Raw genomic sequence first — 23149 nt, 5'->3', positions numbered from 1 at the left:
TATGTTGTGCTTAATCCTCTTAAAGCGAAAAAAGAAATGGATCTAGGACTACGTCATAATAAAACTGATAAAACTGATGCTTATCATTTAGCCTTAATTCAAAGACTTTATCATCATCCAGTTAGTCAAAACCAGTCTCAGGCTTATAAGCAACTCAATGCTTTAAGTCGTTTCTATGACCAGTTAACAGATGATTTAGTTATAGCTAAAAATAGACTTCACCAAGCTCTACAATCAACCTTTCCCGAAATTGAAAATCTATTTTCTACTGCTAAAGGTAATAACTACTGGCACATAGTTGCTCATTTTCCTCATTGCGATTCAGTAAGAAAAGAGAATAAAAAGCAAATTATTAATTGGCTAATGAATTTAAAAGGTATTTCATTTAAACATGCACAAAAAACTGCTGATAATCTTATTGAATTAGCTCATCAAGCTTATCCAGTTGTCCCTGAGACTAGTATAGAAATCCAACAAGTACAATATTATGCCCAAAGACTACTTAATCTAAATAAGCAAAGAGAACAATTAATTACAAGAATGGTTAAACTCGCTAAGACTTTGCCTAATCATGATCTAGAAAACCTAGAAAGTATTCCAGGCTTTGCCCAAACTACTGCAGTCAGAGTCTTAGCAGAATTGGGAGATGTACGTAGATTTAGTAATCCTAATAAAATCAATGCTTTTATTGGCATAGATCCAGGTAGATATCAGTCAGGCGAAACAGACTCTAATTTAAGCATTACTAAGCATGGCAATGCAGTGGCACGCAAATTGCTTTATCGGGCTATTGGTCAAATTGATAATGCGGCTAAGACTAATCCGTGTCATATAGCAGATTATTATGAAAGCAAAAAGCTATCCCCTCAAACCAAAGGATTTAAGAAGATAGCTATTGCTTCAATACATAAATTAATCAGAACCATTTATGCTCTGATTATTAATGATCAACCATATGATTACAACATAGCCACACATAATCAAAAAGACTTTAGTCGTAATTAATTGATCAAGTACATTATAACGCTAAGCCCAAAAACCAGATATAAACTTGGGCTTATGTGTCATGCTTAATACTAAAAATAAATCGCCACTACAAAATACTTAAACTGAAATTCAAGTTAAAAATAAAGCCAAACTTCTTACTATGCTTGACTTTACGTAGAAAAAAGAGCAATATTGCTCTTTTTTTAGTCAATATTATTACGGTAAAGTCCTACAACTTTACCTAAAATTTGTACACTATTTAAAATAATTGGTGCCATAGTATCATTTTCCGGTTGAAGACGATAATAATTATCCTCTTTATAAAATCTCTTGACTGTCGCCTCATCTTCATCAGTCATGGCCACTACAATTTCGCCATTATGGGCTGAAGATTGTTTTCTTACGATTACGTTATCACCATCAAGAATTCCTACATTAATCATTGAAGTACCATGAACCCTTAACATGAATAAATCACCGGCATCATTGGCTAAATCAGGTGGAATTGGAAAGTAATCTTCAATATCTTCTACGGCTAATATTGGTTGGCCGGCAGTTACAACACCAATAACAGGAATATCCTTTGGTTTGATTCCCAAAGCATTAAGGCCATCTTGTGTTACTTCAATAGCCCGAGGTTTAGTCGCATCTTTGATAATGTAACCTTTGTTTTCAAGACGTGACAAATGACCGTGAACAGTAGAAGTAGATGATAAGTTAACAGCCGAACAAATTTCTCTAACAGTAGGTGGAAATCCACGATCTTCGACTGTTTCATAAATATATTTTAAAATTTCGAGTCGTTTTGATTCATGTGCTTCAGTCATATTAAACTCCCTCTTATTAATACTATAATTCTATCAAAAAAATTTGTAGATAACAAACAGATGTTCTAGGCACTTATAACTTTTTTTATAGAAATAGATAGGGTAAACTTATTAAAGTAAGAGAGGTGTTTTTGATGGATAAAAAAGAAGAAGAAAAAGTAATTAAAAGAATCAACGAGCTTTATCATACGAGTAAAGAAAGGGAACTTACACCTGAAGAACTTGAAGAAAGAAAGAAGTTACGTGGGGCCTTTCTTGAAAACTTCCGTGCAGGATTTAGACAACAACTTGAAGATACAGTTGTAATTGATAAAGATGGTAAAGAAGTTACTTCTGAAAAAGCCAAAGAAGCACAAAGAAGAAAAGGTTTAAGAAAAGATTAGATTAGTCCTTTAAAAAGGATAGCTTTTTTAGTAAAATTTACTTGTTAGAAAATTGGAGGTTTTATCATTATGAATATGGGTTTAGCTATTTTATTAATTATTATTGCCTTGCTTATTGGTCTTATTGCAGGCTTTTATGGTGCAAGAGCATATATGAAGAAGTATTTTCAGGACAACCCTCCAATTAGTGAAGATATGATTGTTGCAATGATGTCGCAAATGGGTCAAAAACCATCAGCAAAAAAAGTAAATCAAGTTATGAATATGATGAAACATCAACAACGCAAGTAAATTTAATCTAATTAATTCACTAATTAAAAAACGAGGGATTTTTTCTCTCGTTTTTTTGTATATATTTATTTGGAGTGATTTATGAGTATATTTAGTAAATTAGGCTGGTTCTTTAAGTCAGAAAAGAAAAGGTACATCATTGGTGTATTATTTTTAGCATTAACCTCCGTTGCCAATTTGGTTCCACCATTGATTTTGGGAAAGATGGCTGATCAATTAGATAAAGGTCATATTAGTGTTGCCTATTATATTTGGTTAATTTTAGCAATAATTGCAGCCGCCTTTTCTTTATATTTATTAAGATACTTTTGGCGTAAACAAATCTGGGGTGGAGCGGCAGTATTAGAAAGAAAATTACGTACCCAATTATTCGAACATTTCATGAATATGGATCGAACTTTCTTTCAACGTCACCGAACCGGAGATTTAATGGCGCATGCTACAAATGATATTACTGCTATTCAAAATGTAGCTGGGGATGGAGTTTTAACTTTAGTTGACTCATTAGTTACTGGCGGCTCCACCATGATCGCAATGATGATTGTAGTTGATTGGCGTTTAACTATTATTGCCTTGCTTCCCTTACCAGTTTTGGCAATTGGCTCGTGGAAGTTAGGAGATCGTTTACATGGAGCTTTTGATAAATCGCAGGCGGCTTTTTCACGGCTTAACAATAAAACGCAAGAATCTATTTCTGGCATCAAAGTATTAAAAACTTTTGGTCAAGGAAAAGAGGATACTGTTGCTTTTAACAAAATGGTTGATGAAACAATCGAAATTAATAAAAAAGTTTTCAAATGGGATGCCTTATTTGATCCATTAGCTACAGTGGTCATTGGGGCCACTTATGTAATTACTATTATTTATGGAGGACTTTTAGTATCCAACAATCATCTATCAGTCGGTCAATTAGTTTCCTTTATTGCTTATATTGGGAATATGGTTTGGCCAATGTTTGCGATTGGTTATTTATTTAATATTTTAGAAAGAGGCTCGGCCTCTTATGATCGTGTTGAAAAATTATTAAAAGAAAAGTCTCTAATTACTGATGAAAAGGCTGATCAAAAACTTGATCACCAGGCAATTAAGGGAGATTTAGTTTATGATATTGAATCTTTTGCTTATCCAGATGAGAAGGAAATTCCTGTCCTGCAAAATATCAAATTTAAATTAAAACCTGGACAAACCCTTGGTTTAGTAGGAAAAGTTGGTTCAGGAAAAACGACAATCATTCAATTACTATTACGAGAATTTGATGATTATCGTGGAAAAATTTCTTTAGGTGGTCACAATATTAAAAATATTCCCCTTAAAACTTATCTTAATGAAATTGCCTATGTACCACAAAATAATTTCTTATTTTCTACTTCTATTAAAGATAATATTGCTTTTTCTAAACCAAAAACTGATCAGGCAAAAATTGAAACAGCGGCAAGAAAGAGCGATTTGCATGATGATATTTTACAAATGCCAGCTGGTTATAACTCTTTAGTAGGAGAAAATGGAATTTCACTATCAGGTGGTCAAAAGCAAAGAATGTCTATTGCTAGAGCACTTTTAAAAGATAGTCAAATTTTAATTTTAGATGATGCCTTGTCAGCAGTAGATGCAAAGACTGAAAAGGCAATTTTGTCATCATTAAAGCAAGAACGCCAAGATAAAACCACTTTGATTGCTGCTCATCGTTTAACTTCAGTGATGGATGCGAATTTAATTTTAGTACTTAAGGATGGAAAGATAATTGAAGAGGGCACTCATCAAGAATTACTAGATAAACATGGTTGGTATGAAGAAATGTGGCAAAAACAAGAATTAAGTAGTGAGGCAGGTGAAAAATTGGATGAATAATAAAAAGAATGAATCAATTTGGGCCAAAGAAATTCCTTTTAAAGAACAAATGGGCATTTTTAAACGCTTAATGACTTATGTAAAACCTTTTAAATTTGAGATTGGTTTGGCTTTAATTGGTGCTTTTCTCGTTAGCGTTATAAATATGTTGTTACCGCGTGGATTGCAATATTTTCTAGATCATTTTTTGCTAAAACAAAGTGCAACTTTACAAATAATTCTTTGGGCTGGTTTTCTTTATGGTCTAGGTTCGATTTTAAAGGCAGTTATTCAATTTACTTATGAATATTTCTATGCTTTGGGTTCAGAAAAAACATTAGAAAGTGTGCGTAAAGCACTTTATAAGAAATTACATACTTTAGGAATGCGATATTTTGATCAAACACCTGCTGGATCAATTGTTTCAAGAGTTACCAATGATACGATGACACTAAGCAATTTCTTGTCTGTTTTATCTGGAGTAGTTATTGGGATTTTTTCTATTGTAACTGCCTTTGTAGCGATGTTTTTAACTAATCATGTCGCTGCGTGGATTGTATTAGCCTTTTTACCTATTTTGGGTATTGTTTTTTGGCTTTATGCACGCCATAGTTCCAAACTTTATCGTAATTATCGCGAAAGACTCAGTCGTATCAATACTAACTTAAATGAATCAATTGAAGGTGTTTCCTTAATTCAACAGTTTAATCAAGAAGAACGCAAAGAAGGAGAATTTGAAGACGAGAACGGTTCGCTTATGCGCACGCGTTTCAATATGATCAGAATCAATTCTTTACTTTTGTCCCCATTAACCAGTCTTTTATATTCTTTGGCTTTAGCCGCAACCTTAATGTATTTTGGTTTTCCACTTAGAAAAACCTTTGTACCAGCTGGTGTAGTTTATGCGTTTTCTCAATATGTGTCAGCTTTCTTCAATCCAATTTCACAAATGATGGATACAATGACCATGTTTCAAGATGGTATTGTTGCTGGAAAAAGAATCTTTGGAATTTTGGATGAAACTGAATATGAGCCACAACAACATGCAGACCCAGACTTGACAATTAGCCAAGGTAAAATTGAATTCAAACATGTTAGTTTTTCTTATGATGGAAAAAATGAAATTTTGCATGATATTTCCTTTACGGTAAATCCAGGAGAGACTTTGGGTATTGTAGGACATACTGGATCAGGGAAAAGTTCCATTATTAATGTGATGTTACGTTTTTATGAATTTGGTAAGGGCGAAATTTTAATTGATGGCGTTGATATTCGCAAATATTCTAAGGCTGAGTTAAGAAAAAAATTAGGGTTAGTTTTGCAAGAGCCATTTATGTTTTATGGTGATATTAATTCTAATATCCGTTTATATAATAATGGGATTTCTGATGCGCAAATTAAAAATGCCGCTAAGACTGTTCAGGCTGATCAATTTATTGAAAAAATGCCTGGTAAATATCATGCCAAAGTAAATGAAGGTGGTGACGAACTAAGCCAAGGTGAAAAGCAATTAATTTCTTTTGCTAGAACTTTAGTTACTGATCCTAAGATTTTAGTTTTAGATGAAGCGACCGCAAATGTTGATACTGAAACGGAATCAATGATTCAAGCGGGACTTAAAAAATTACGTCAAGGTAGAACGACGCTAGCTATTGCTCATCGTCTTTCTACTATTGCAGATGCTGATCAAATTATTGTTCTTGATAAAGGAAGGATTGTAGAAAAGGGGACTCATCAAGAACTACTAAACAAAAAAGGGTATTATTACAATTTATATACGTTGCAACAAAATAGTGAAGATAATCAAGAATAAACAAAAAGGCATAGATGATTGTTTCATCTATGCCTTTTGTATTAGTTAGATAATTTAAAATTACTTGTCATTTAACATGTAATCACGAGTCATTGGTAGTAATTTACCTGAAGGACCTTTAGTTAAAAGATATTGCATAACATCAATATTTCCTGATTGGAATGAAGCGGCACAAGCTTGAAGGTACATATCCCACATGCGAGTGAAACGTTCGCCCATCTTTTCTTGAACTTGATCACGAACCTTGTTAAAGTTAGCATCCCAAATTTCAAGAGTACGTTGATAGTGACGACGGAGTGATTCCATATCAGCAATTTGCAAGTGAGCTTCTTCGATGCGACTAATAATTTCTACTAATCCAGGAATGTAACCACCTGGGAAAATATATTTATCAATCCAGGCATTAGTGGCACCACCTTGTTGGCGAGTAATACCGTGAATTAAAGCAACACCGTTAGGAACTAAATATTTAGCTACGTCATCGAAATATTCACCTAAGTTTTCGGAACCTACGTGTTCGAACATACCAACAGAAGTAACATAATCAAATTGACGGTCACCAAGTTCACGATAATCTTCAAGTAAGACTTCTGCTTGATCTTCAAGTCCCATATCCTTAATTCTCTTAGATACTAAATCGTATTGTTCTTGACTCAAGGTTACACCAGTAACTTTTAAGTCATATTCTTTAGCAGCGGTTAACATCAAGGTTCCCCAACCACAACCAATATCTAATAAAGTTTTACCTTTTTCTGGGTTTAATTTTTGTAAAATATGATGAATTTTAGCCATTTGCGCAGCTTCTAAATCATCTTTATTACCATTAGTAAAGTAGGCACATGAATAAGTTAAGGTAGGATCCAACCATAATTCATAAAAATCATTCCCAATATCATAGTGACTTTGGACATCTGCTTGACTTTGCTTTTCGGTGTGCTTTTGTTTTGGTAAGAATTTCTTAAATTTTGAGTTATAAAAGAAACTATCGGCACTTTCATAAGCAGCTTCAATCAAGTCTTGAATTGAACCCTGGATTTCAATGTCCTTATCCATGAATGCTTCTCCTAAAGCTAAGGAAGCATTAGAAGTAATATTTTTAATTGGAATTTTTTTGTTAAAAATAATCTCTATTTCCGGATTGCCATCACCATAAACTTCTGATTTGCCATCCCAATAAGTAACCTTAATAGGAATGTTAAAGGAGTGTTTTAACATGGTTTTGTAAAAGGTTTTTTCTAGCATTAATTTATCTCCTTAAATTTAATTAACTAGCTTATTCTAACACAAAACCCGTTATCTAGGATAACGGGTTAAGATATTAATTATTTGGGAATATATTTAAAATCAGGGTTCTCTTCCTTATCAAGTCTATTCCAAGCTTTTTCAAGTTCTTGATAAAGAGCAGGTACAGTTTCTTTATTAACTTTTTCTTTTTTAGGAATATAGATAGGATCGCCAAAACAAATATGCATTGGTTCACGTTTTAAAACTCCCTTAAAAGTAAGCGGCCCTTGATAAACCACTGGTACTAGTGGCTTTTGTGACATTTTGGCAATGACGAAGGCACCACTTTTTAATTCGGCCGAATGTCTTGTACCAGAAGGAAACATGATTAAAGATAAGTCTGAATTTTTTAGTCCTTTAACTGGAATTTTTATTGCTGAAGTACCGGGATGTTTACGGTCAACAGCAAAGGCATGGGAATGATCTAAAATAAATCTTAAAATAGGATTTTTAAATAATTCCTTTTTTGCCATAAACATAAATTCTTTTGGACGAGCTGCATAGGCAAATAAAACTGGTTCCCACCAATTGCGGTGAGGAGCAACTAGTATATAATTTCCATCAGGAATTCGATCTTTATGTTGAACATCTAAATTTCCATTAAGTAGCCAAATTAGAAAGCGTACTACTTGACGTGCAAAGCGATAAAACATAAATTTACCTCCATTTTCATGTATAGTATTATACAGCACAATTTATAAAAGAGGGATTAACTATGACACTTTTAAAAGAGAATGAACGAATTGATTATCTCTACAATGATAATTTAGGAATAATTCAATCAAAGGATGCCTTTAATGTCACGCTTGATAGTATCTTTTTAGCTCATTTTGCTAAAGAAAAAGTAAAGGATAAAAATAAAATAGTTGATTTATGTAGTGGTAATGGTGCTGTCAGTTTATATATGTCATATTTTAATCGAGCCCACTATGATGCAGTTGAAATTCAAACTGAAATTGCTGATCAAGCTAAAAGAAGCGTTGAGTTAAATCATCTTGAAAATAGAATTGAAGTACATAATTTTAATGCTTTAGAGGCACCGAAAAAATTAGGAAAAGATAAGTTCGACATGGTTGTAATTAATCCACCTTATTTTAAAGTTCCTGAAGGTCACGTGATTAATCCTGATGAAAAAAAGGCTCTAGCCCGTCATGAAATTACTATTACTTTAGAAGAGATTATTAATGTAGCCAGTCAAATGCTAAAGATGAAGGGAAAAATGTTTATGGTTCACCGGCCAGAGCGCATGGGAGAAATTATGCATTTTTGTCTTAAATATCAGTTAAGTCCAAAGTGGGTGCAACCTTTTTCTGCTAAAGAAGGTGAAAAGGCTAATTTAGTTTTAGTGGAAGCTATTAAAAATACTGGTACAGATGGTCTTATTTTAGAAAATTCAATTCTCGTTCACAATGAGGATGGAAGTTTTAAAAAAGATATTCAAAAAATAATTAAAGAAGAAAAACAAGCGGATAAGACTCAACAAGAAAAATATTATTTTTATTGCTTATTATGCAATGATGGAACTTTTTACGGTGGTTTTACTAATGATTTAAAACATCGTTTAGAGATGCATAATAGTGGAAAAGGCGCAAAATATACTAAAACAAGACGACCAGTAAAAATGATTTATCATGAAGAATTTGATGATAAACGTTTAGCCTTAAAAAGAGAGTATTGGTTCAAGCACCACTCACGAACTTGGAAAGAAAAATTTTTAAAAGAACATAATGTTAACTTTTAATTGCAATCTGGTTGTTTATTAGTTAAAATGTTTGAGTGTGTAAAAACACAAAGAAATAAATCACATCAAGAGCGATTAAAATTTTGGTGCCTATATGGTCGAATTTTAATGCGACCTCTTGAGAGGAAGTAACCAATAGGAGGAATTTTATTATGACAGTTGTTACTATGAAGCAATTGCTTGAAGCAGGTGTCCACTTCGGTCACCAAACTAGAAGATGGGATCCAAAGATGGCTCCATACATCTTTACTCAAAGAAATGGAATCTACATCATTGATTTACAAAAGACTATCAAGATGTTAGATGATGCTTACAACTATGCTAAGGCAGTTGCTGCTGATGGTGGTGTATTCTTATTCGTAGGAACTAAGAAGCAAGCCCAAGAAGCTGTTAAAGAAGAAGCAACACGTGCAGGCCAATACTACGTTAACGAACGTTGGTTGGGTGGTACTTTAACTAACTGGAAGACTATCCAAAGCCGTGTTAAGAGATTAAAAGAATTAAAACAAATGTCAGAAGATGGTACTTTTGATGTTTTACCAAAGAAAGAAGTTGCACTTTTAACTAAGGAAATGGACAAACTTCAAAGATTCTTAGGTGGTATCGAAGATATGCCAAGAATTCCAGATGTTATGTTTGTTGTTGATCCTAAGAAGGAAAAGATTGCAGTTCACGAAGCTAACAAGTTAGGTATCCCAGTTATTGCTATGGTTGATACTAACACTGATCCTGATCCAATCGATGTTATTATTCCTTCAAACGATGATGCTATTCGTGCAATTCGTTTAATTGCTGGTGCAATGGCTGATGCTGTTATCGAAGGTCAACAAGGCCAAGATGATGAAAAGTCAGTAGAAAAAGAAATGGCTGAAAAAGCAGCTGCAAATGATGACGAAACTTCAATTGAAGAAGTTGTAGAAGAATCAGAAGACTAATTTGTTTTTACTATTTAGTTCTGTTAGGAGGACTTAATTAATGGCACAAATTACAGCTAAAATGGTTAAAGAATTACGTGAACGCACTGGTGCTGGCGTTATGGACGCTAAGAAGGCATTAGTAGAAGTTGACGGAGATATGGACAAAGCAGTTCAATTCTTACACGACAAAGGTATGGCTAAGGCTGCAAAGAAGGCTGATCGTGTTGCTGCTGAAGGTTTGACCGGTGTTTACGTAGATGGTAATGTTGCAGCTATCACTGAAATTAACTCAGAAACTGACTTTGTTTCTCAAAATGATAAATTTGTGAAATTAGTAGATGATGTTACTAAGGCAATTGCTGAAGGTAAGCCTGCTGATATGGAAGCAGCTCAAGACTTAGACATGGGTGATGGTAATACTCTTGCTCAAGCATTTGTTGATGCAACTGCTACCATCGGAGAAAAGATTGCCTTACGTCGTTTTGCTCTAGAAGAAAAGACTGATGATCAAGAATTTGGTGCTTACCAACACAATGGTGGTCAAATCGGTGTAATTACTGTTTTAGAAGGTGCTGATGCAGAAACTGCTAAACACTTAGCAATGCACATTGCTGCTATGAGCCCTAAGGTTATCTCACCAGATGAATTAGATGAAGAATTCATTACTGAACGTTTAGCAGAAATGAACCATAAGATCGATCAAGATAATGAAAGTCGCGCTTTGGTAAACAAGAAGCCTTTACCACATCTTGTTTACGGATCAGCTAAGCAATTAAGCGATGATGTTTTAGCTAAGGCTAAGGAAGACATCAAGGCTGAACTTAAAGAAGAAGGTAAGCCAGAAAAGATCTGGGATAAGATCATTCCAGGTAAGATGCAACGTTTTATTGATGATAATACTCAAGTTGATAAGCAATACGCTGTTTTATCACAAGATTACATCATGGATGACAGTAAGACTGTTGGTGAATTCTTAAAGGAAAAGGGAGCTAAGTTAGTTGCCTTCCAACGTTTCGAAGTTGGTGAAGGTATCGAAAAGAAAGAAGAAGACTTTGCTGCTGAAGTACGTGAACAAATGAGATAATTTGTTAAAAATTTTAAAAGAGTAGTGTAATTTTGACACTACTCTTTTTCTTTGCACTTTTTTATTGCTTATTTATGGTAAAATGATAAAAGCTAAAGAGGAGGATTTATCATGAGTCAAGTTAAATATAAACGCATTATTTTAAAAATATCTGGTGAAGCATTGGCCGGCGAAAAAGGTACTGGTATTAACCCAGAAGTGATTAGCCATCTAGCTGAAGAAATTAAATCAGTTCATGATATGGGCGTTGAAATTGGAATCGTCTGTGGTGGTGGTAACATGTGGCGTGGTGAAACTGGTGCCAAGATGGGCATGGAAAGAGCTCAAGCTGACTACATGGGAATGTTAGCCACAATTATGAATGGTCTTGCACTTCAAGATGGTTTGGAAAACTTAGGCGTTCCTACTCGTGTACAAACTTCAATAGAAATGCGACAAGTTGCTGAACCATATATTAGACGTAAAGCAATGCGTCACTTAGAAAAGGGAAGAGTAGTAATTTTTAGTGGTGGTACTGGTAATCCATACTTTTCAACTGATACTACTGCTGCCCTTAGAGCAGCCGAAATTGGTGCAGATGTTATTTTAATGGCTAAAAATGGTGTTGATGGTGTTTATTCAGCTGATCCTAAGATAGATCCTAATGCTAAAAAATATGACGAGTTAACTCAATTAGATGTTATATCTAAAGGTTTACAAGTAATGGATAAAACTGCAAGTTCACTTTCAATGGATAATAACATTCCTCTAGTAGTCTTTAATGTAAATAAACCAGGCAACATTAAGAAAGTTGTGATGGGTGAAAATATTGGTACTGTAGTAAAGGGTGGTAAATAATGGGAAACGAAGCTATTGATAAGGCAAGAAGTAATATGGATAAATCCATTGCCGTTTATCAAAAAGAACTAGGCGGCATTCGCGCTGGTGTAGCCAATGCGAGTCTTTTAGATGGAATTAATGTGGAATATTACGGTTCACCTACGCCATTAAACCAAATGGCCAGTATTTCAATTCCAGAAGCTAGAGTTTTGATGATAACTCCTTATGATAAATCAAGTTTAGATGATATTGAACATGCAATTCTTGCTTCCGATATTGGTATTACACCTGCCAATGATGGAACTGTAATTAGAGTCGTAATTCCACAACTAACTGGTGAACGTCGTCAAGAAATTGCAAAGCAAGTTGGAAAATTAGCTGAACAAGCTAAAATAGCCGTACGTAATGTTAGACGTGAAGCTATGGATTCGTTAAAACGTCAACAAAAAGATGGCGATATCACTGAAGATGAACAAAGAGGACTTGAAAAGAAAGTTCAAAAAGTAACTGATGATGCTACTAAACGAATTGATGAATTAGCCGATGAAAAGAGTAAGGAAATTACTCAAGCATAGTTAGGTTGATAAGATGAGTAGTGAAAAAAAGCCATTAAATCATTTAGCCATTATCATGGATGGTAATGGTCGTTGGGCAAAGCAACGACATAAGCCTAGATTTTTAGGGCATAAAGAAGGTATGAACAATATTCGAAGAATTGCGCTAGAGGCGAATGATTTGGGTATAAAAGTTCTCACACTTTATGCCTTTTCTACTGAAAATTGGGGTCGACCAACTGATGAAGTAAATTATTTAATGAAATTACCCATTAATTTCTTTGATAAATTTATGCCGGAATTAATGGAAAATAATGTTCGTGTAAATATTATGGGCTACACCAAAGAATTACCAGAGAAAACTTATTTAGTAACTCAAAAGGCAATGGCAGAAACTGCTAAAAATACTGGAATGGTTCTAAATTTTGCTTTTAACTATGGCTCTCGACGAGAAATAGTTTCGGCGGTGAAAGAATTAACTCAAAAGGCAGTAAATGGTGAAATTAATCCTGATCAAATTAATGAAGAATTATTTGCACAAACATTAATGACTGCAAATTTGGCTCCTTATAGTGATCCAGATTTACTAATTAGAACTTCAGGAGAAGAGCGTCTTTCCAATTTTTTACTTTGGCAAATGGCTTATACTGAATTCTCTTTTACAGATAAACTGTGGCCAGATTTTAATAAAGATGATTTAAAAAAATTAGTTAAAGAATATCAAACCCGTAATCGGCGTTTTGGTAAAGTTTAAATAGATAGTAGAATTATATATGAAACAACGTGTAATTACGGCGGTAATAGCCTTAATATTATTTATTCCTATTGTTCTTGCTGGTGGTATTTGGATAGATTTGTTAACTTGTCTTTTTGCTGCAGTGGGAATTGGCGAAATTTTTATCATGAAAAAACAAATTATTGTTTCATGGGATTTTGTCTTAGCTTTATTAGCAACCTTAACAATTACAGTTCCAGTTGCCTTTTTTAATTTCTTACCTCCATTTCTAAATAGATATGATATTTTTTACATATTTATCATGTTAATGTTAGTAAGAATGGTTTTGTCCAAAAATAAAGAAACTTTTGATGATGTTGGTGTTTATACCTTGTCCGCTCTTTATATTGGAACCGGTTTTCACTACATGGCAGCAATTAGAAATGTACAAGATGGACATGGATTAGCTATCTTATGTTACGTTTTCGTAGTTGTATGGGCCACCGATATTGGAGCTTACATGATTGGAAGAAAATTTGGTAAAACAAAATTATGGCCTGTTATTAGTCCTAATAAAACTTGGGAAGGTTCAATAGGTGCTGTAATTTGTGCTATTATCTGTGCAGCTATTTATGTTTACCTGGTACCAACAGGGAGAAATCAATTATTAATGATTTTCTTTGCACTTATTTTCTCAATAATTGGTCAAATGGGAGATCTAGTAGAGTCTGCATATAAGCGCTTTTACGGAGTAAAAGATTCAGGAAAAATTCTTCCAGGTCATGGTGGAATTTTAGATCGATTTGATAGTATGCTTTTTGTTTTACCTGTTGTAGCTTTCTTAGGAATTATGTAGGTGAAAGCGATGAAAGGAATTTTAATCTTTCTTGTTGTCTTCGGAATTCTTGTTTTTGTCCATGAATTTGGTCATTTTATTGTTGCTAAGAAATCCGGAATATTAGTGCGTGAGTTTTCTATTGGAATGGGTCCAAAACTCTTTCAAGTCATGCGCAAAAAAACTACCTACACGATTAGATGGTTACCCCTCGGAGGATATGTTCGTTTGGCAGGTCCTGATGATGCTGCTGTGATTGATCCAGGCACAACCGTAGTTGTCCAATTTGATAATCAAGGTAAAGTAAAACGAATAGATGCTTCTGGTTCACAGATGCCTATTTCAGGAACTCCTATACAGGTAAGTGAGAGCGATTTAGTTAATAAGCTTTTTATTACTGGATATGAAAATGGTGAAGAAGATAGAGAAGTCACATATCAAGTAGATCATGATGCAACAATCATTGAAAAAAATGAAACTGAATTATTAATTGCCCCTAAAGATACCCAATTTCAAGAAGCAAGTGTTGGTAAAAAATTAGCGACTAATTTTGCAGGACCTTTTATGAATATTGTTTTGGGCTTTGTTGTTTTTATTATTTGGTCACTAGTTAGTCCCGGGCCTGCAACAACCACGATTGATAAAACTATTAATAATTTTCCAGCTCAAGAAATTGGCTTAAAATCTGGAGATACCATTAAAAAAATTAATAGTAGTAAAATTTCTTCTTTTGATGACATAGCTACACAATTGGCAAAATCAAAAGGTAAAAATGTAAAAGTTACAGTAGAAAGAAAAGGAAAAGAGCAAGTTTTTACTGTTAAACCTAAAGAAGAAAAAATTAATGGGACTAAAGTTTATCAACTTGGTTTTTATGGCAAACCTGATAATAGTTTAGGAGTTAAATTAGAGCGCGGGTGGAATACCAGCATTCAAACTACAGGCATGATTTTCGGTGCGGTTGGTAATTTATTCCGACACTTTAGCCTTAATAAATTATCTGGTCCTGTAGGAATTTATTCTCAAACTGTGCAAGTATCAAATATGGGAATCACTTATTTACTTGCTTTTCTAGCCATGATTTCCATTAATCTAGGTATAGTTAACCTCATTCCAATTCCAGGATTAGATGGGGGTAAACTATTACTAAACATTATTCAATTAATCATTGGAAAACCAATCCCGCAGGAACGTGAAGCTCTTGTCGATGTTATTGGGTTCGTTTTATTATTACTATTAATTGTTGCGGTTACTGGAAACGATATTTATCGTTACTTTATTAAATAGAATTATTTTGGAGGAAAAATGCGTCAATCTAAATTTTTTATGCCTACTTTAAAAGAGGCACCAGCAGATGCAGTTGCAGAAAGTCATAAGTTAATGATTCGAGGGGGCTATATTCGCCAAGTTACTGCTGGTGTTTATGCTTACTTACCACTTGGCTACCGTGTTTTACGAAAAGCTGAAAGAATAATGGAAGAAGAAATGGATAAGATTAACGTTCCAGAAATGTTAATGCCTCATTTCTTACCAGCTAGTTTATGGGAAGAATCTGGCCGTCTACCGAAATATGGACCAGAAATGTTTAGACTTAAAGATCGCCACGATCGTGAAAGTTTACTAGGGCCAACTCACGAAGAAACTTTTACTGAAATTATTGCGAAGAATTTAAAGAGTTATAAGCAAATGCCAATTTCTCTTTATCAAATTCAAACTAAATTCCGTGATGAAAACAGACCTCGTTTTGGTTTATTACGTGGTCGTGAATTTATAATGCTTGATGCTTATAGTTTTGCCTCAACTAGAGAACAATTAGATCAACAATTTGATGACGAAAAACAAGCATTTAAAAATATTTTCAGAAGAGCCGGTGTAGATGTACGTCCAGTTATTGCGGATTCTGGTACAATGGGTGGAAAAAATTCTACTGAATTTCAAGCACCTGCAGCTATCGGTGAAGATACAATTGCCACTAATGAAAAGGGTACTTACGCAGCTAACTTAGAAATGGCACAAAGTATTGATACCTTTAAGCAAGAACCTGAAGACCCTAAAGAATTGAATAAAGTGGCAACCACAGGTATGGATTCTATTGAAAAACTAGCAGAATTTTTACATGTACCTGCTACTAGAATCGTGAAAAGTATTTTGTTTATTGCCGACGATCAAAAAGTTTTAGTCTTAATTCGTGGTGATAAAGAAATTAACGAAGTCAAATTAGGTCATATTCTTGATGCCGACGAAGTACGAGCAGCAACTCCTGAAGAACTTATTGAAATTACTGGAAGTGCTAAAGGTGCTGTTGGTCCAATTAATGCTGATTGGGCTGATAAGATTATTGCTGATGAAACAGTAAGAAATCTTTACAACTTTGTTGTAGGTGCTAATGAAACTGATTATCAATTTGAAAATGCAAATTTAGACCGTGATTTTAAAGTTGATGAATTTGCAGATATTAGAACTGCCAACGAAGGTGAACCTGATCCTGTCGATCAATTACCATTACAATTTACTACTTCCATAGAAGTAGGACATATTTTCAAACTTGGTACTTATTACACCACTACAATGGGTGCAGATTTCTTGGATCAAAATGGTAAAACTCAACCTGTAATTATGGGTTCTTATGGAATTGGTGTTACCAGAATGTTATCTGCGGCTGTTGAACAACATTTAACTGAAAATGGTATTGCATGGCCAAGAGAAATTGCCCCATTTACTGTTCATTTGATTCAAATGAAGATGAAGGATGAAACACAAACAAATTTGGCAGAAAAACTTGAAAAAGAATTATCAGCCAAGTATGATGTTTTATACGATGATAGAAATGTCCGTCCAGGAGTTAAATTTAATGATGCTGACTTAGTTGGTGCACCTATTAGAATTACTATTGGACGTGATGCGAGTGAAAATATAGTAGAAGTTAAGCAACCAACTGATGACAAGGCTACTAAGATTAGCGTTGAGGAATTGGAAGCTTATATTGCAAATAAGATAGGATAATTTTTGTGACTAAAAAGAATGATCTTTTCTTAAAGTTATTAGAACAAATTAACTTACCAGATAATTTTGCAAGTAATGAAACCTTTAAAAAAGGCGAGATTGAAAACGTGGATGTGTACGCTAAAGAAAGAAAGTGGAAGATCCACGTTTTTTTTGCCACTCCACTCGATTTTGCAAGTTATCAGGCGTTTTACCAAGGGTTAATTAATAACTTTAATCCATTTGTAGATGTCGAATTATATATTAAGAGTAAAGATGGAGATAGTAAGTATCTTCCTGATTATTGGGAATTTGTAATAAAGAATTCTACCCAATTTCAACCTGTGGTTAGAGAATTTTTACTAAATCAAAAACCATATCTAGAGAACGAAAAATGGCTTATCCCAACTCAAAATAAAGTAGTTAATAGTATGTTAACCAATAAGGTTTTGGCAACACTAAATGAAGAATTTAGAAACTATGGATTTTTTAATATTAAATTTACTACTAAGATTGATGAAGCAAGTAATGATGAAAATTTAAAGAGTTTGGAAGAAGAACAAACGGCTCATGAATCTGCAATGCAGGAAATTTATAAGCAAAATCCTCCTGAAACAAAATCTAAAGTTCAATCTTCACAAAATACCCGAAGTTTCTCTAAAGGTAAAATTAGTAAAAAAGCTGATTTTATTCAGATGAAAGAGATAGAAGATGGTACTCGAAATGTTTTAATTGAGGGTCAAATTTTTAATACTGAATTAAAAGAGTTGAAATCAGGCAATGCAATTTGGACAGGTGAAATCACTGACTATACTGATTCGATAAGTTTTAAGAAATTTGTCAACGACAAGGATGAGCGAGATTATTTAGCTTCAATTAAACCGGGAACTTGGGCAAGGTTGCAGGGAAGTGCAGCTGATGATCAATGGCAGCATGAGGTTGTCTTTAATATCAGAAATATGGAATTAATTGAGCACCAAGGAAGACAAGAACAATATGAGGGAGAACAACAACGAGTTGAACTTCATCTTCATACCAATATGTCACAACTTGATGCAACTAATCCACCAACAGATTTTATTAAAGCAGCTAAAAAATTTGGTCAAAAAGCGATTGCTGTAACTGATCATGCAGATGTTCAATCATTTCCAGAAGCATATTTTGCTGGTAAGAGCAATGATGTAAAAGTACTTTATGGCTATGAAGCTAATATGATTGATGATCATGCCTTATTAGTTCTTAATCCAACAGATATGGACTATCGTGATCGAGAATATGTAATTTTTGACGTTGAAACAACTGGCTTATCATCTGTTTACGATACCATCATTGAAATCGGTGCCGTAAAAATGAAGAATGGTGAAGTAATAGAGCGTTTTGATAAATTTATTAATCCGCATCATCCTCTAAGTGATACTACTATTAACTTAACCTCAATTACTGATGAAATGGTCAGTGCAGCAGATGATGAAGCTGTTGTGATTAAGCAGTTTAAAGATTTTTATGGTGATTTACCACTATGTGGGCATAACGTTCAATTTGATGTTGGCTTCGTTAATGCCGCTTTAAGAAGAGCAAATTTAGCAGAAATTAGCCAACCAGTGGTAGATACTCTAGAAGTTTCTCGTCTTTTACACCCAGAACAAACTAGACATACATTAGATTCCTTAGCCAAGAAATATAATGTGGTGTTAGAACATCACCACCGAGCTAATCAGGATGCAGAAGCAACTGGTTACCTTATGTTCAAGCTTTTAGATGCCTTTTATGATCGTTTTGGTGAAGCAAATCTTGGTAAAATGAATGATTATGCTAAATATGGTCAAGTTTATAAAAGAGCCAAACCATCACATATGACAGTATTGGCCTTGAATCAAACTGGCCTAAAAAATATGTATAAATTAATTTCCAGCGCTTCAACTAAATATTTTTATCGAATTCCTCGAACTCCTATATCTGAATTAAGGAAATATCGTGAAGGTTTACTATTTGGTAGTGGCTGTAATCTTAGTGATGTTTTTATTGCAATGATGCAAAAGGGCTATGATGAGGCACGAGAAAAGGCAAAATTCTATGACTTTTTGGAAGTCCAACCGCCAGCTGCTTATCAAGGGTTAATTGATGATGAATTAATCAAAGATGAAGCTGAATTACACGAAATTATCAATAATATTTATAAGCTTGGTAAAGAGTTAGATAAGCCTGTAGTGGCTACAAGCGATGCTCACTATGTTGAGCCTCATGAAGCAATTTATCGTAAAATTTTGTTAGCAGCGCAAAAGTCTAATCCTAACCGCAATAAGCCATTACCTGATTTACATTTCTATACCACACAGGAAATGTTAGATGCCTTTAACTTTCTTGGCGAAGAAAGGGCAAAAGAAATTGTAATCGAAAATACCAATAAGATTGCTGATCAAATAGAGGAAATTGCTCCAATTAAGAGTGGTCTTTATCCACCTCACATTGATAATGCAGATGAAGAGATGAAGCAATTAACTTATGATAAAGCTTATGAACTTTATGGCAAGCCTTTACCTAAGATCGTTAAAGATAGAATAGATATGGAATTAAATTCGATCATTTCTAATGGTTATGCAGTTATTTATTTAATTTCACAAAGACTTGTGGCTAAATCCAATAAAGATGGTTACCTGGTTGGTTCTCGTGGGTCTGTTGGTTCTAGTTTAGTCGCCACAATGTCTGGAATTACGGAAGTTAATCCTTTGGCACCGCATTATCGTTGTCCAAAATGTAAATATTCAGAATTTTTTGAAAATGGTGAATATGGATCAGGCTATGATTTACCAGATAAAGATTGTCCAAAATGTGGTACAGCATTAGTTAAAGACGGTCAGGATATCCCATTTGCTACTTTCTTGGGATTCCACGGAGATAAAGTTCCTGATATTGATTTGAACTTCTCTGGAGATTATCAACCAGTTGCCCATAATTATATTCGAGTAATGTTTGGCCCTGATAACTCTTATCGTGCTGGAACAATTGCGACAGTTGCAGATAAAACGGCGTTTGGCTATGTTAAACATTATGAAGATGAAAATGAATTGCATTTGCGTAATGCTGAATTAGATCGTTTGGCTAAGGGCGCCAGTGGTGTAAAAAGAACAACTGGACAACACCCAGCTGGAATTGTTGTAGTACCAGATGATATGGATATTTATGACTTTACTCCCGTACAGTATCCAGCAGATGATCTAGATGCAGCATGGCTTACTACTCACTTTGATTTCCATTCAATTCACGATAATATTTTGAAATTTGATATTCTAGGTCATGATGATCCCACAATGATTAGAATGCTCCAGGATTTATCTGGTATTGATCCGATGACAATTCCAACCGATGATCCAGGAGTAATGGCACTATTTTCTGGAACTGATATTTTAAATGTAACACCTGAACAAATAGGGTCTAAGACAGGAACATTAGGTGTTCCAGAATTTGGTACACGTTTTGTTAGAGGAATGTTAGAAGAGACTAAGCCGACTACTTTTTCGGAACTTTTACAAATATCAGGTTTATCACATGGAACTGATGTATGGTTAGGAAATGCGGAAGAATTAATTAATAATGGAACTTGTGAATTAAAGAATGTTATTGGTTGTCGTGATAATATTATGACCGACTTAATTCACTGGGGTGTTAAACCAGAAGTTGCCTTCTCAACAATGGAATCAGTACGTCATGGTAAAGGTATTAGTGACGAAGATATGGCCGTTTTAAAGGAAAATGATAATATTCCTGATTGGTACATTCCATCCTGCTTAAAAATTAAATATATGTTCCCTAAGGCCCATGCAACTGCCTATATCTTAATGGCGTTACGTATTGCCTGGTTTAAAGTTTATTATCCAGTTATTTACTATGCTTCATACTTTACCGTTAGAGCTGATTTATTCGATATTGTGGCAATGAGTCATGGTAAAAATACAGTTAAAGCTGCAATGAAAGAAATTCAAGATAAAGGGATGGATGTCTCAGCGAAGGATAAATCATTATTGACAGTTTTGGAATTAGCAAATGAATGTATTGAACGTGGTATAAAAATAAAAATGGTTGATGTTGATCAATCAGAAGCATTAGATTTCAAAATCTTAGATGATCATACTATTTTAGCTCCATTTAATTCTGTTCCAGGATTGGGTGACAATGCGGCAAAACAAATTGTAGCAGCTCGTGCTGAACAAAAATTCCTTTCAAAAGAAGATCTTGCTAAGCGCGGAAAAGTCTCCCAAACAATTATGGATTACTTTGAAGAAAATGGTGTCTTGGAAGGAATGCCCGACCAAAATCAACTTTCATTATTCTAGTTCTTAAATTTACAAAACTTAATAAATATGCTATTCTAAATGGGAAGTTCGAATAGCTAATTCGAGTGAGCAGCGATGCTCACTCTTTTTATTACGGAGGAAGAAATTTGTCAAAAGTTACTGAAATGGTTACTAAACTTGTTCAACCTTTGGCACAAGCTCGCGGGGATGAACTAGTTGACGTAGAATACGTTAAAGAAAAAGATCAAAATTATCTACGAATTTATGTTGATCGTAGACCGGGCGGGATAGATATCGAAGAAATTGCTGATCTTAGTGAAATCGTTTCTGAAAAACTAGATGAATTAGATCCGGATCCTTTTCCAGATCCTTATGTTTTAGAACTTTCATCTCCTGGGTTAGAACGACCAATTAAGAATGATTCTGACTGGGAACATGCTGTGAGGTCTTATATTCATGTTGGCCTCTATCAAAAAATTGATGGTAACAAGGTTTATGAAGGACTCTTAAAGGAATTAAATGATGAAACCTTAACTTTGGAAATTAAAGTTAAGACTAGAACAAAAGAAGTTAAAATTCCTCGTGATGCTGTAGCTAATGCTCGATTTGCGATCGAGTTTTAGAAAGGATGAGCAAAACTTATGACTAAAGAAATGATCGATGCCTTTGCAACTTTAGAAAAAGAAAAGGGTATCAAGCAAGATGTAATTGTTGAAGCAATCAAGGCTGCTTTAGTAGCTGCCTACAAAAAGAATTATAATCAAGCCCAAAATGTAGAAGTTGTTTTTGATGAAAAGAAGGGCAACTTCAAAGTAAACGCCATTAAAACTGTCGTTGATGAAGTACAAGACAATCGTTTAGAAGTAAGTCTGAAAGATGCATTAGAAATTAACAAGGCTTATGAAGTGGGCGATGAAATAAGATTTGAAGTTACTCCTAAAGACTTTGGTCGTATAGCAGCTCAGACTGCTAAACAAGTAATTATGCAACGTTTGAGAGAAGCTGAACGCAATCATATTTATGATGAATATTCACAATATGAAGATGAAATAATTACTGGTACTGTTGAAAGACAAGATAATCGTTTTGTTTATGTCAAAATTGGTAATGTTGAAGCTGTTATGCCTCATAATGATCAATTACCAGGAGAGACTTATAATCCACAAGACAAAATTAGAGTTTTAGTTACGCGTGTTGGGTCAGATACTAAGGGAGCTCAAATTACTGTCTCTCGCACTGCTCCTGACTTAGTTAAACGTCTATTTGAACAAGAAGTACCTGAAGTCTATGATGGAACTGTTGAAATTGTCTCAATTGCCCGTGAAGCAGGCGATCGAACTAAAATTGCTGTTAAAACTAATGATCCTGACATTGATCCAGTTGGTACTTTAGTTGGACCTAAGGGTTCTCGTGTACAGAATATCGTCAATGAATTAGGTGGCGAAAATATTGACGTGGTAAAATACGAAGATGATCCAACTGATTTTATTGCTAATGCTCTTAATCCGGCAGAAGTAATTGCCGTTCAATTTGATGAAGAAGATGAAGCAAAAAATGCATTAGTAATTGTTCCTGATTATCAATTATCGTTAGCTATTGGTAAAAAGGGGCAAAATGTTAGATTGGCGGCAAGATTGACAGGCTACAAGATTGATATTAAACCTGAATCACAAGTAGAATTTGTGGAAGAAAGTAATGAGACAACTGATGATCAAGAAGATACTGCAACTTCTGATACTGAAGTAGAAGATATCGAAACTAGTAGCGATGAAACTGTAAATAATGAGGAATAGGTGAT

20 protein-coding genes are annotated in these 23149 nt (G+C 34.2%); 17 read left to right on the top strand and 3 right to left on the bottom strand.

From position 1 onward, the window contains the following. On the top strand, positions 1 to 1005 hold a 1005-nt coding region (locus tag LrDSM24759_RS05535), incomplete at its 5' end, for an IS110 family RNA-guided transposase (RefSeq protein WP_117118502.1). Between the two features lie 185 nt (positions 1006 to 1190). Here LrDSM24759_RS05535 and lexA read toward each other — a convergent pair. Then, the gene (gene lexA, locus LrDSM24759_RS05530; RefSeq protein ID WP_117118497.1) at positions 1191 to 1814 is read right to left on the bottom strand and encodes a transcriptional repressor LexA; all 624 of its coding nucleotides are present in this window, start codon (positions 1812 to 1814) and stop codon (positions 1191 to 1193) included. A 134-nt stretch (positions 1815 to 1948) separates the two neighbouring features. Here lexA and LrDSM24759_RS05525 point away from each other — a divergent pair, with 134 nt between their 5' ends. The 4 genes from LrDSM24759_RS05525 to LrDSM24759_RS05510 all read left to right on the top strand — a co-directional run bounded on the left by LrDSM24759_RS05525 (position 1949) and on the right by LrDSM24759_RS05510 (position 6128). Beyond that, positions 1949 to 2197, top strand: a complete 249-nt coding sequence (locus tag LrDSM24759_RS05525; RefSeq protein WP_117118496.1) for a DUF896 domain-containing protein — start codon at positions 1949 to 1951, stop codon at positions 2195 to 2197. Between the two features lie 69 nt (positions 2198 to 2266). Further along, positions 2267 to 2488: a YneF family protein gene (locus LrDSM24759_RS05520; RefSeq protein ID WP_117118495.1), complete on the top strand. Its 222-nt coding sequence runs from the start codon at positions 2267 to 2269 to the stop codon at positions 2486 to 2488. An 81-nt stretch (positions 2489 to 2569) separates the two neighbouring features. Continuing rightward, positions 2570 to 4336, top strand: a complete 1767-nt coding sequence (locus LrDSM24759_RS05515; protein ID WP_117118494.1) for an ABC transporter ATP-binding protein — start codon at positions 2570 to 2572, stop codon at positions 4334 to 4336. Beyond that, entirely contained in the window at positions 4329 to 6128 is a 1800-nt protein-coding gene (locus LrDSM24759_RS05510; RefSeq protein WP_117118493.1) for an ABC transporter ATP-binding protein, read from the top strand. Before LrDSM24759_RS05515 ends, LrDSM24759_RS05510 begins: the two co-directional genes overlap by 8 nt. Before the next feature lie 60 nt (positions 6129 to 6188). Here the strand turns inward: LrDSM24759_RS05510 and LrDSM24759_RS05505 are convergent, their stop codons facing one another. After that, positions 6189 to 7370 carry an SAM-dependent methyltransferase gene (locus LrDSM24759_RS05505; protein ID WP_117118492.1) on the bottom strand — a complete coding sequence of 394 codons (1182 nt, stop codon included), beginning with the start codon at positions 7368 to 7370 and terminating at the stop codon, positions 6189 to 6191. 80 nt (positions 7371 to 7450) lie between these two features. Continuing rightward, entirely contained in the window at positions 7451 to 8065 is a 615-nt protein-coding gene (locus LrDSM24759_RS05500; RefSeq protein ID WP_117118491.1) for a lysophospholipid acyltransferase family protein, read from the bottom strand. 62 nt (positions 8066 to 8127) lie between these two features. On the opposite strand from LrDSM24759_RS05500, the gene LrDSM24759_RS05495 reads away from it, so the two are divergent. From LrDSM24759_RS05495 to nusA, 12 genes are all read left to right on the top strand, one after another. Continuing rightward, positions 8128 to 9153, top strand: coding sequence for a GIY-YIG nuclease family protein (locus LrDSM24759_RS05495; protein WP_117118490.1), 1026 nt, complete (start codon positions 8128 to 8130; stop codon positions 9151 to 9153). A 152-nt stretch (positions 9154 to 9305) separates the two neighbouring features. Then, positions 9306 to 10088: a 30S ribosomal protein S2 gene (rpsB, locus tag LrDSM24759_RS05490; RefSeq protein ID WP_117118489.1), complete on the top strand. Its 783-nt coding sequence runs from the start codon at positions 9306 to 9308 to the stop codon at positions 10086 to 10088. Positions 10089 to 10128: 40 nt separating this feature from the next. Then, positions 10129 to 11154, top strand: coding sequence for a translation elongation factor Ts (gene tsf / locus LrDSM24759_RS05485; RefSeq protein ID WP_117118488.1), 1026 nt, complete (start codon positions 10129 to 10131; stop codon positions 11152 to 11154). Positions 11155 to 11265: 111 nt separating this feature from the next. Continuing rightward, positions 11266 to 11991 carry a UMP kinase gene (gene pyrH, locus LrDSM24759_RS05480; protein ID WP_117118487.1) on the top strand — a complete coding sequence of 242 codons (726 nt, stop codon included), beginning with the start codon at positions 11266 to 11268 and terminating at the stop codon, positions 11989 to 11991. Next, the gene (gene frr / locus LrDSM24759_RS05475) at positions 11991 to 12548 is read left to right on the top strand and encodes a ribosome recycling factor (RefSeq protein WP_117118486.1); all 558 of its coding nucleotides are present in this window, start codon (positions 11991 to 11993) and stop codon (positions 12546 to 12548) included. Before pyrH ends, frr begins: the two co-directional genes overlap by 1 nt. A 13-nt stretch (positions 12549 to 12561) precedes the next feature. Further along, positions 12562 to 13281 carry an undecaprenyl pyrophosphate synthase gene (gene uppS, locus LrDSM24759_RS05470; protein WP_117118485.1) on the top strand — a complete coding sequence of 240 codons (720 nt, stop codon included), beginning with the start codon at positions 12562 to 12564 and terminating at the stop codon, positions 13279 to 13281. A 19-nt stretch (positions 13282 to 13300) separates the two neighbouring features. Then, complete coding sequence (locus LrDSM24759_RS05465; RefSeq protein WP_117118484.1) at positions 13301 to 14098, top strand: phosphatidate cytidylyltransferase; 798 nt, start codon at positions 13301 to 13303, stop codon at positions 14096 to 14098. A gap of 9 nt (positions 14099 to 14107) precedes the next feature. Then, complete coding sequence (rseP, locus tag LrDSM24759_RS05460; protein ID WP_117118501.1) at positions 14108 to 15364, top strand: RIP metalloprotease RseP; 1257 nt, start codon at positions 14108 to 14110, stop codon at positions 15362 to 15364. An 18-nt stretch (positions 15365 to 15382) separates the two neighbouring features. After that, positions 15383 to 17080: a proline--tRNA ligase gene (locus LrDSM24759_RS05455; protein ID WP_117118483.1), complete on the top strand. Its 1698-nt coding sequence runs from the start codon at positions 15383 to 15385 to the stop codon at positions 17078 to 17080. 5 nt (positions 17081 to 17085) lie between these two features. Next, on the top strand, positions 17086 to 21390 hold the full coding sequence (locus LrDSM24759_RS05450) for a PolC-type DNA polymerase III (RefSeq protein ID WP_117118482.1): 4305 nt from the start codon (positions 17086 to 17088) through the stop codon (positions 21388 to 21390). A gap of 107 nt (positions 21391 to 21497) precedes the next feature. Continuing rightward, positions 21498 to 21974, top strand: a complete 477-nt coding sequence (rimP, locus tag LrDSM24759_RS05445; RefSeq protein WP_117118481.1) for a ribosome maturation factor RimP — start codon at positions 21498 to 21500, stop codon at positions 21972 to 21974. Positions 21975 to 21992: 18 nt separating this feature from the next. Further along, on the top strand, positions 21993 to 23144 hold the full coding sequence (nusA, locus tag LrDSM24759_RS05440; protein ID WP_117118480.1) for a transcription termination factor NusA: 1152 nt from the start codon (positions 21993 to 21995) through the stop codon (positions 23142 to 23144). Positions 23145 to 23149: the final 5 nt, after the last annotated feature.

Origin of the sequence: Lactobacillus rodentium, assembly GCF_003423665.1 — a bacterium.
Taxonomy (GTDB): domain Bacteria; phylum Bacillota; class Bacilli; order Lactobacillales; family Lactobacillaceae; genus Lactobacillus; species Lactobacillus rodentium.
This window is presented reverse-complemented; position numbering and strand designations above follow the sequence as displayed.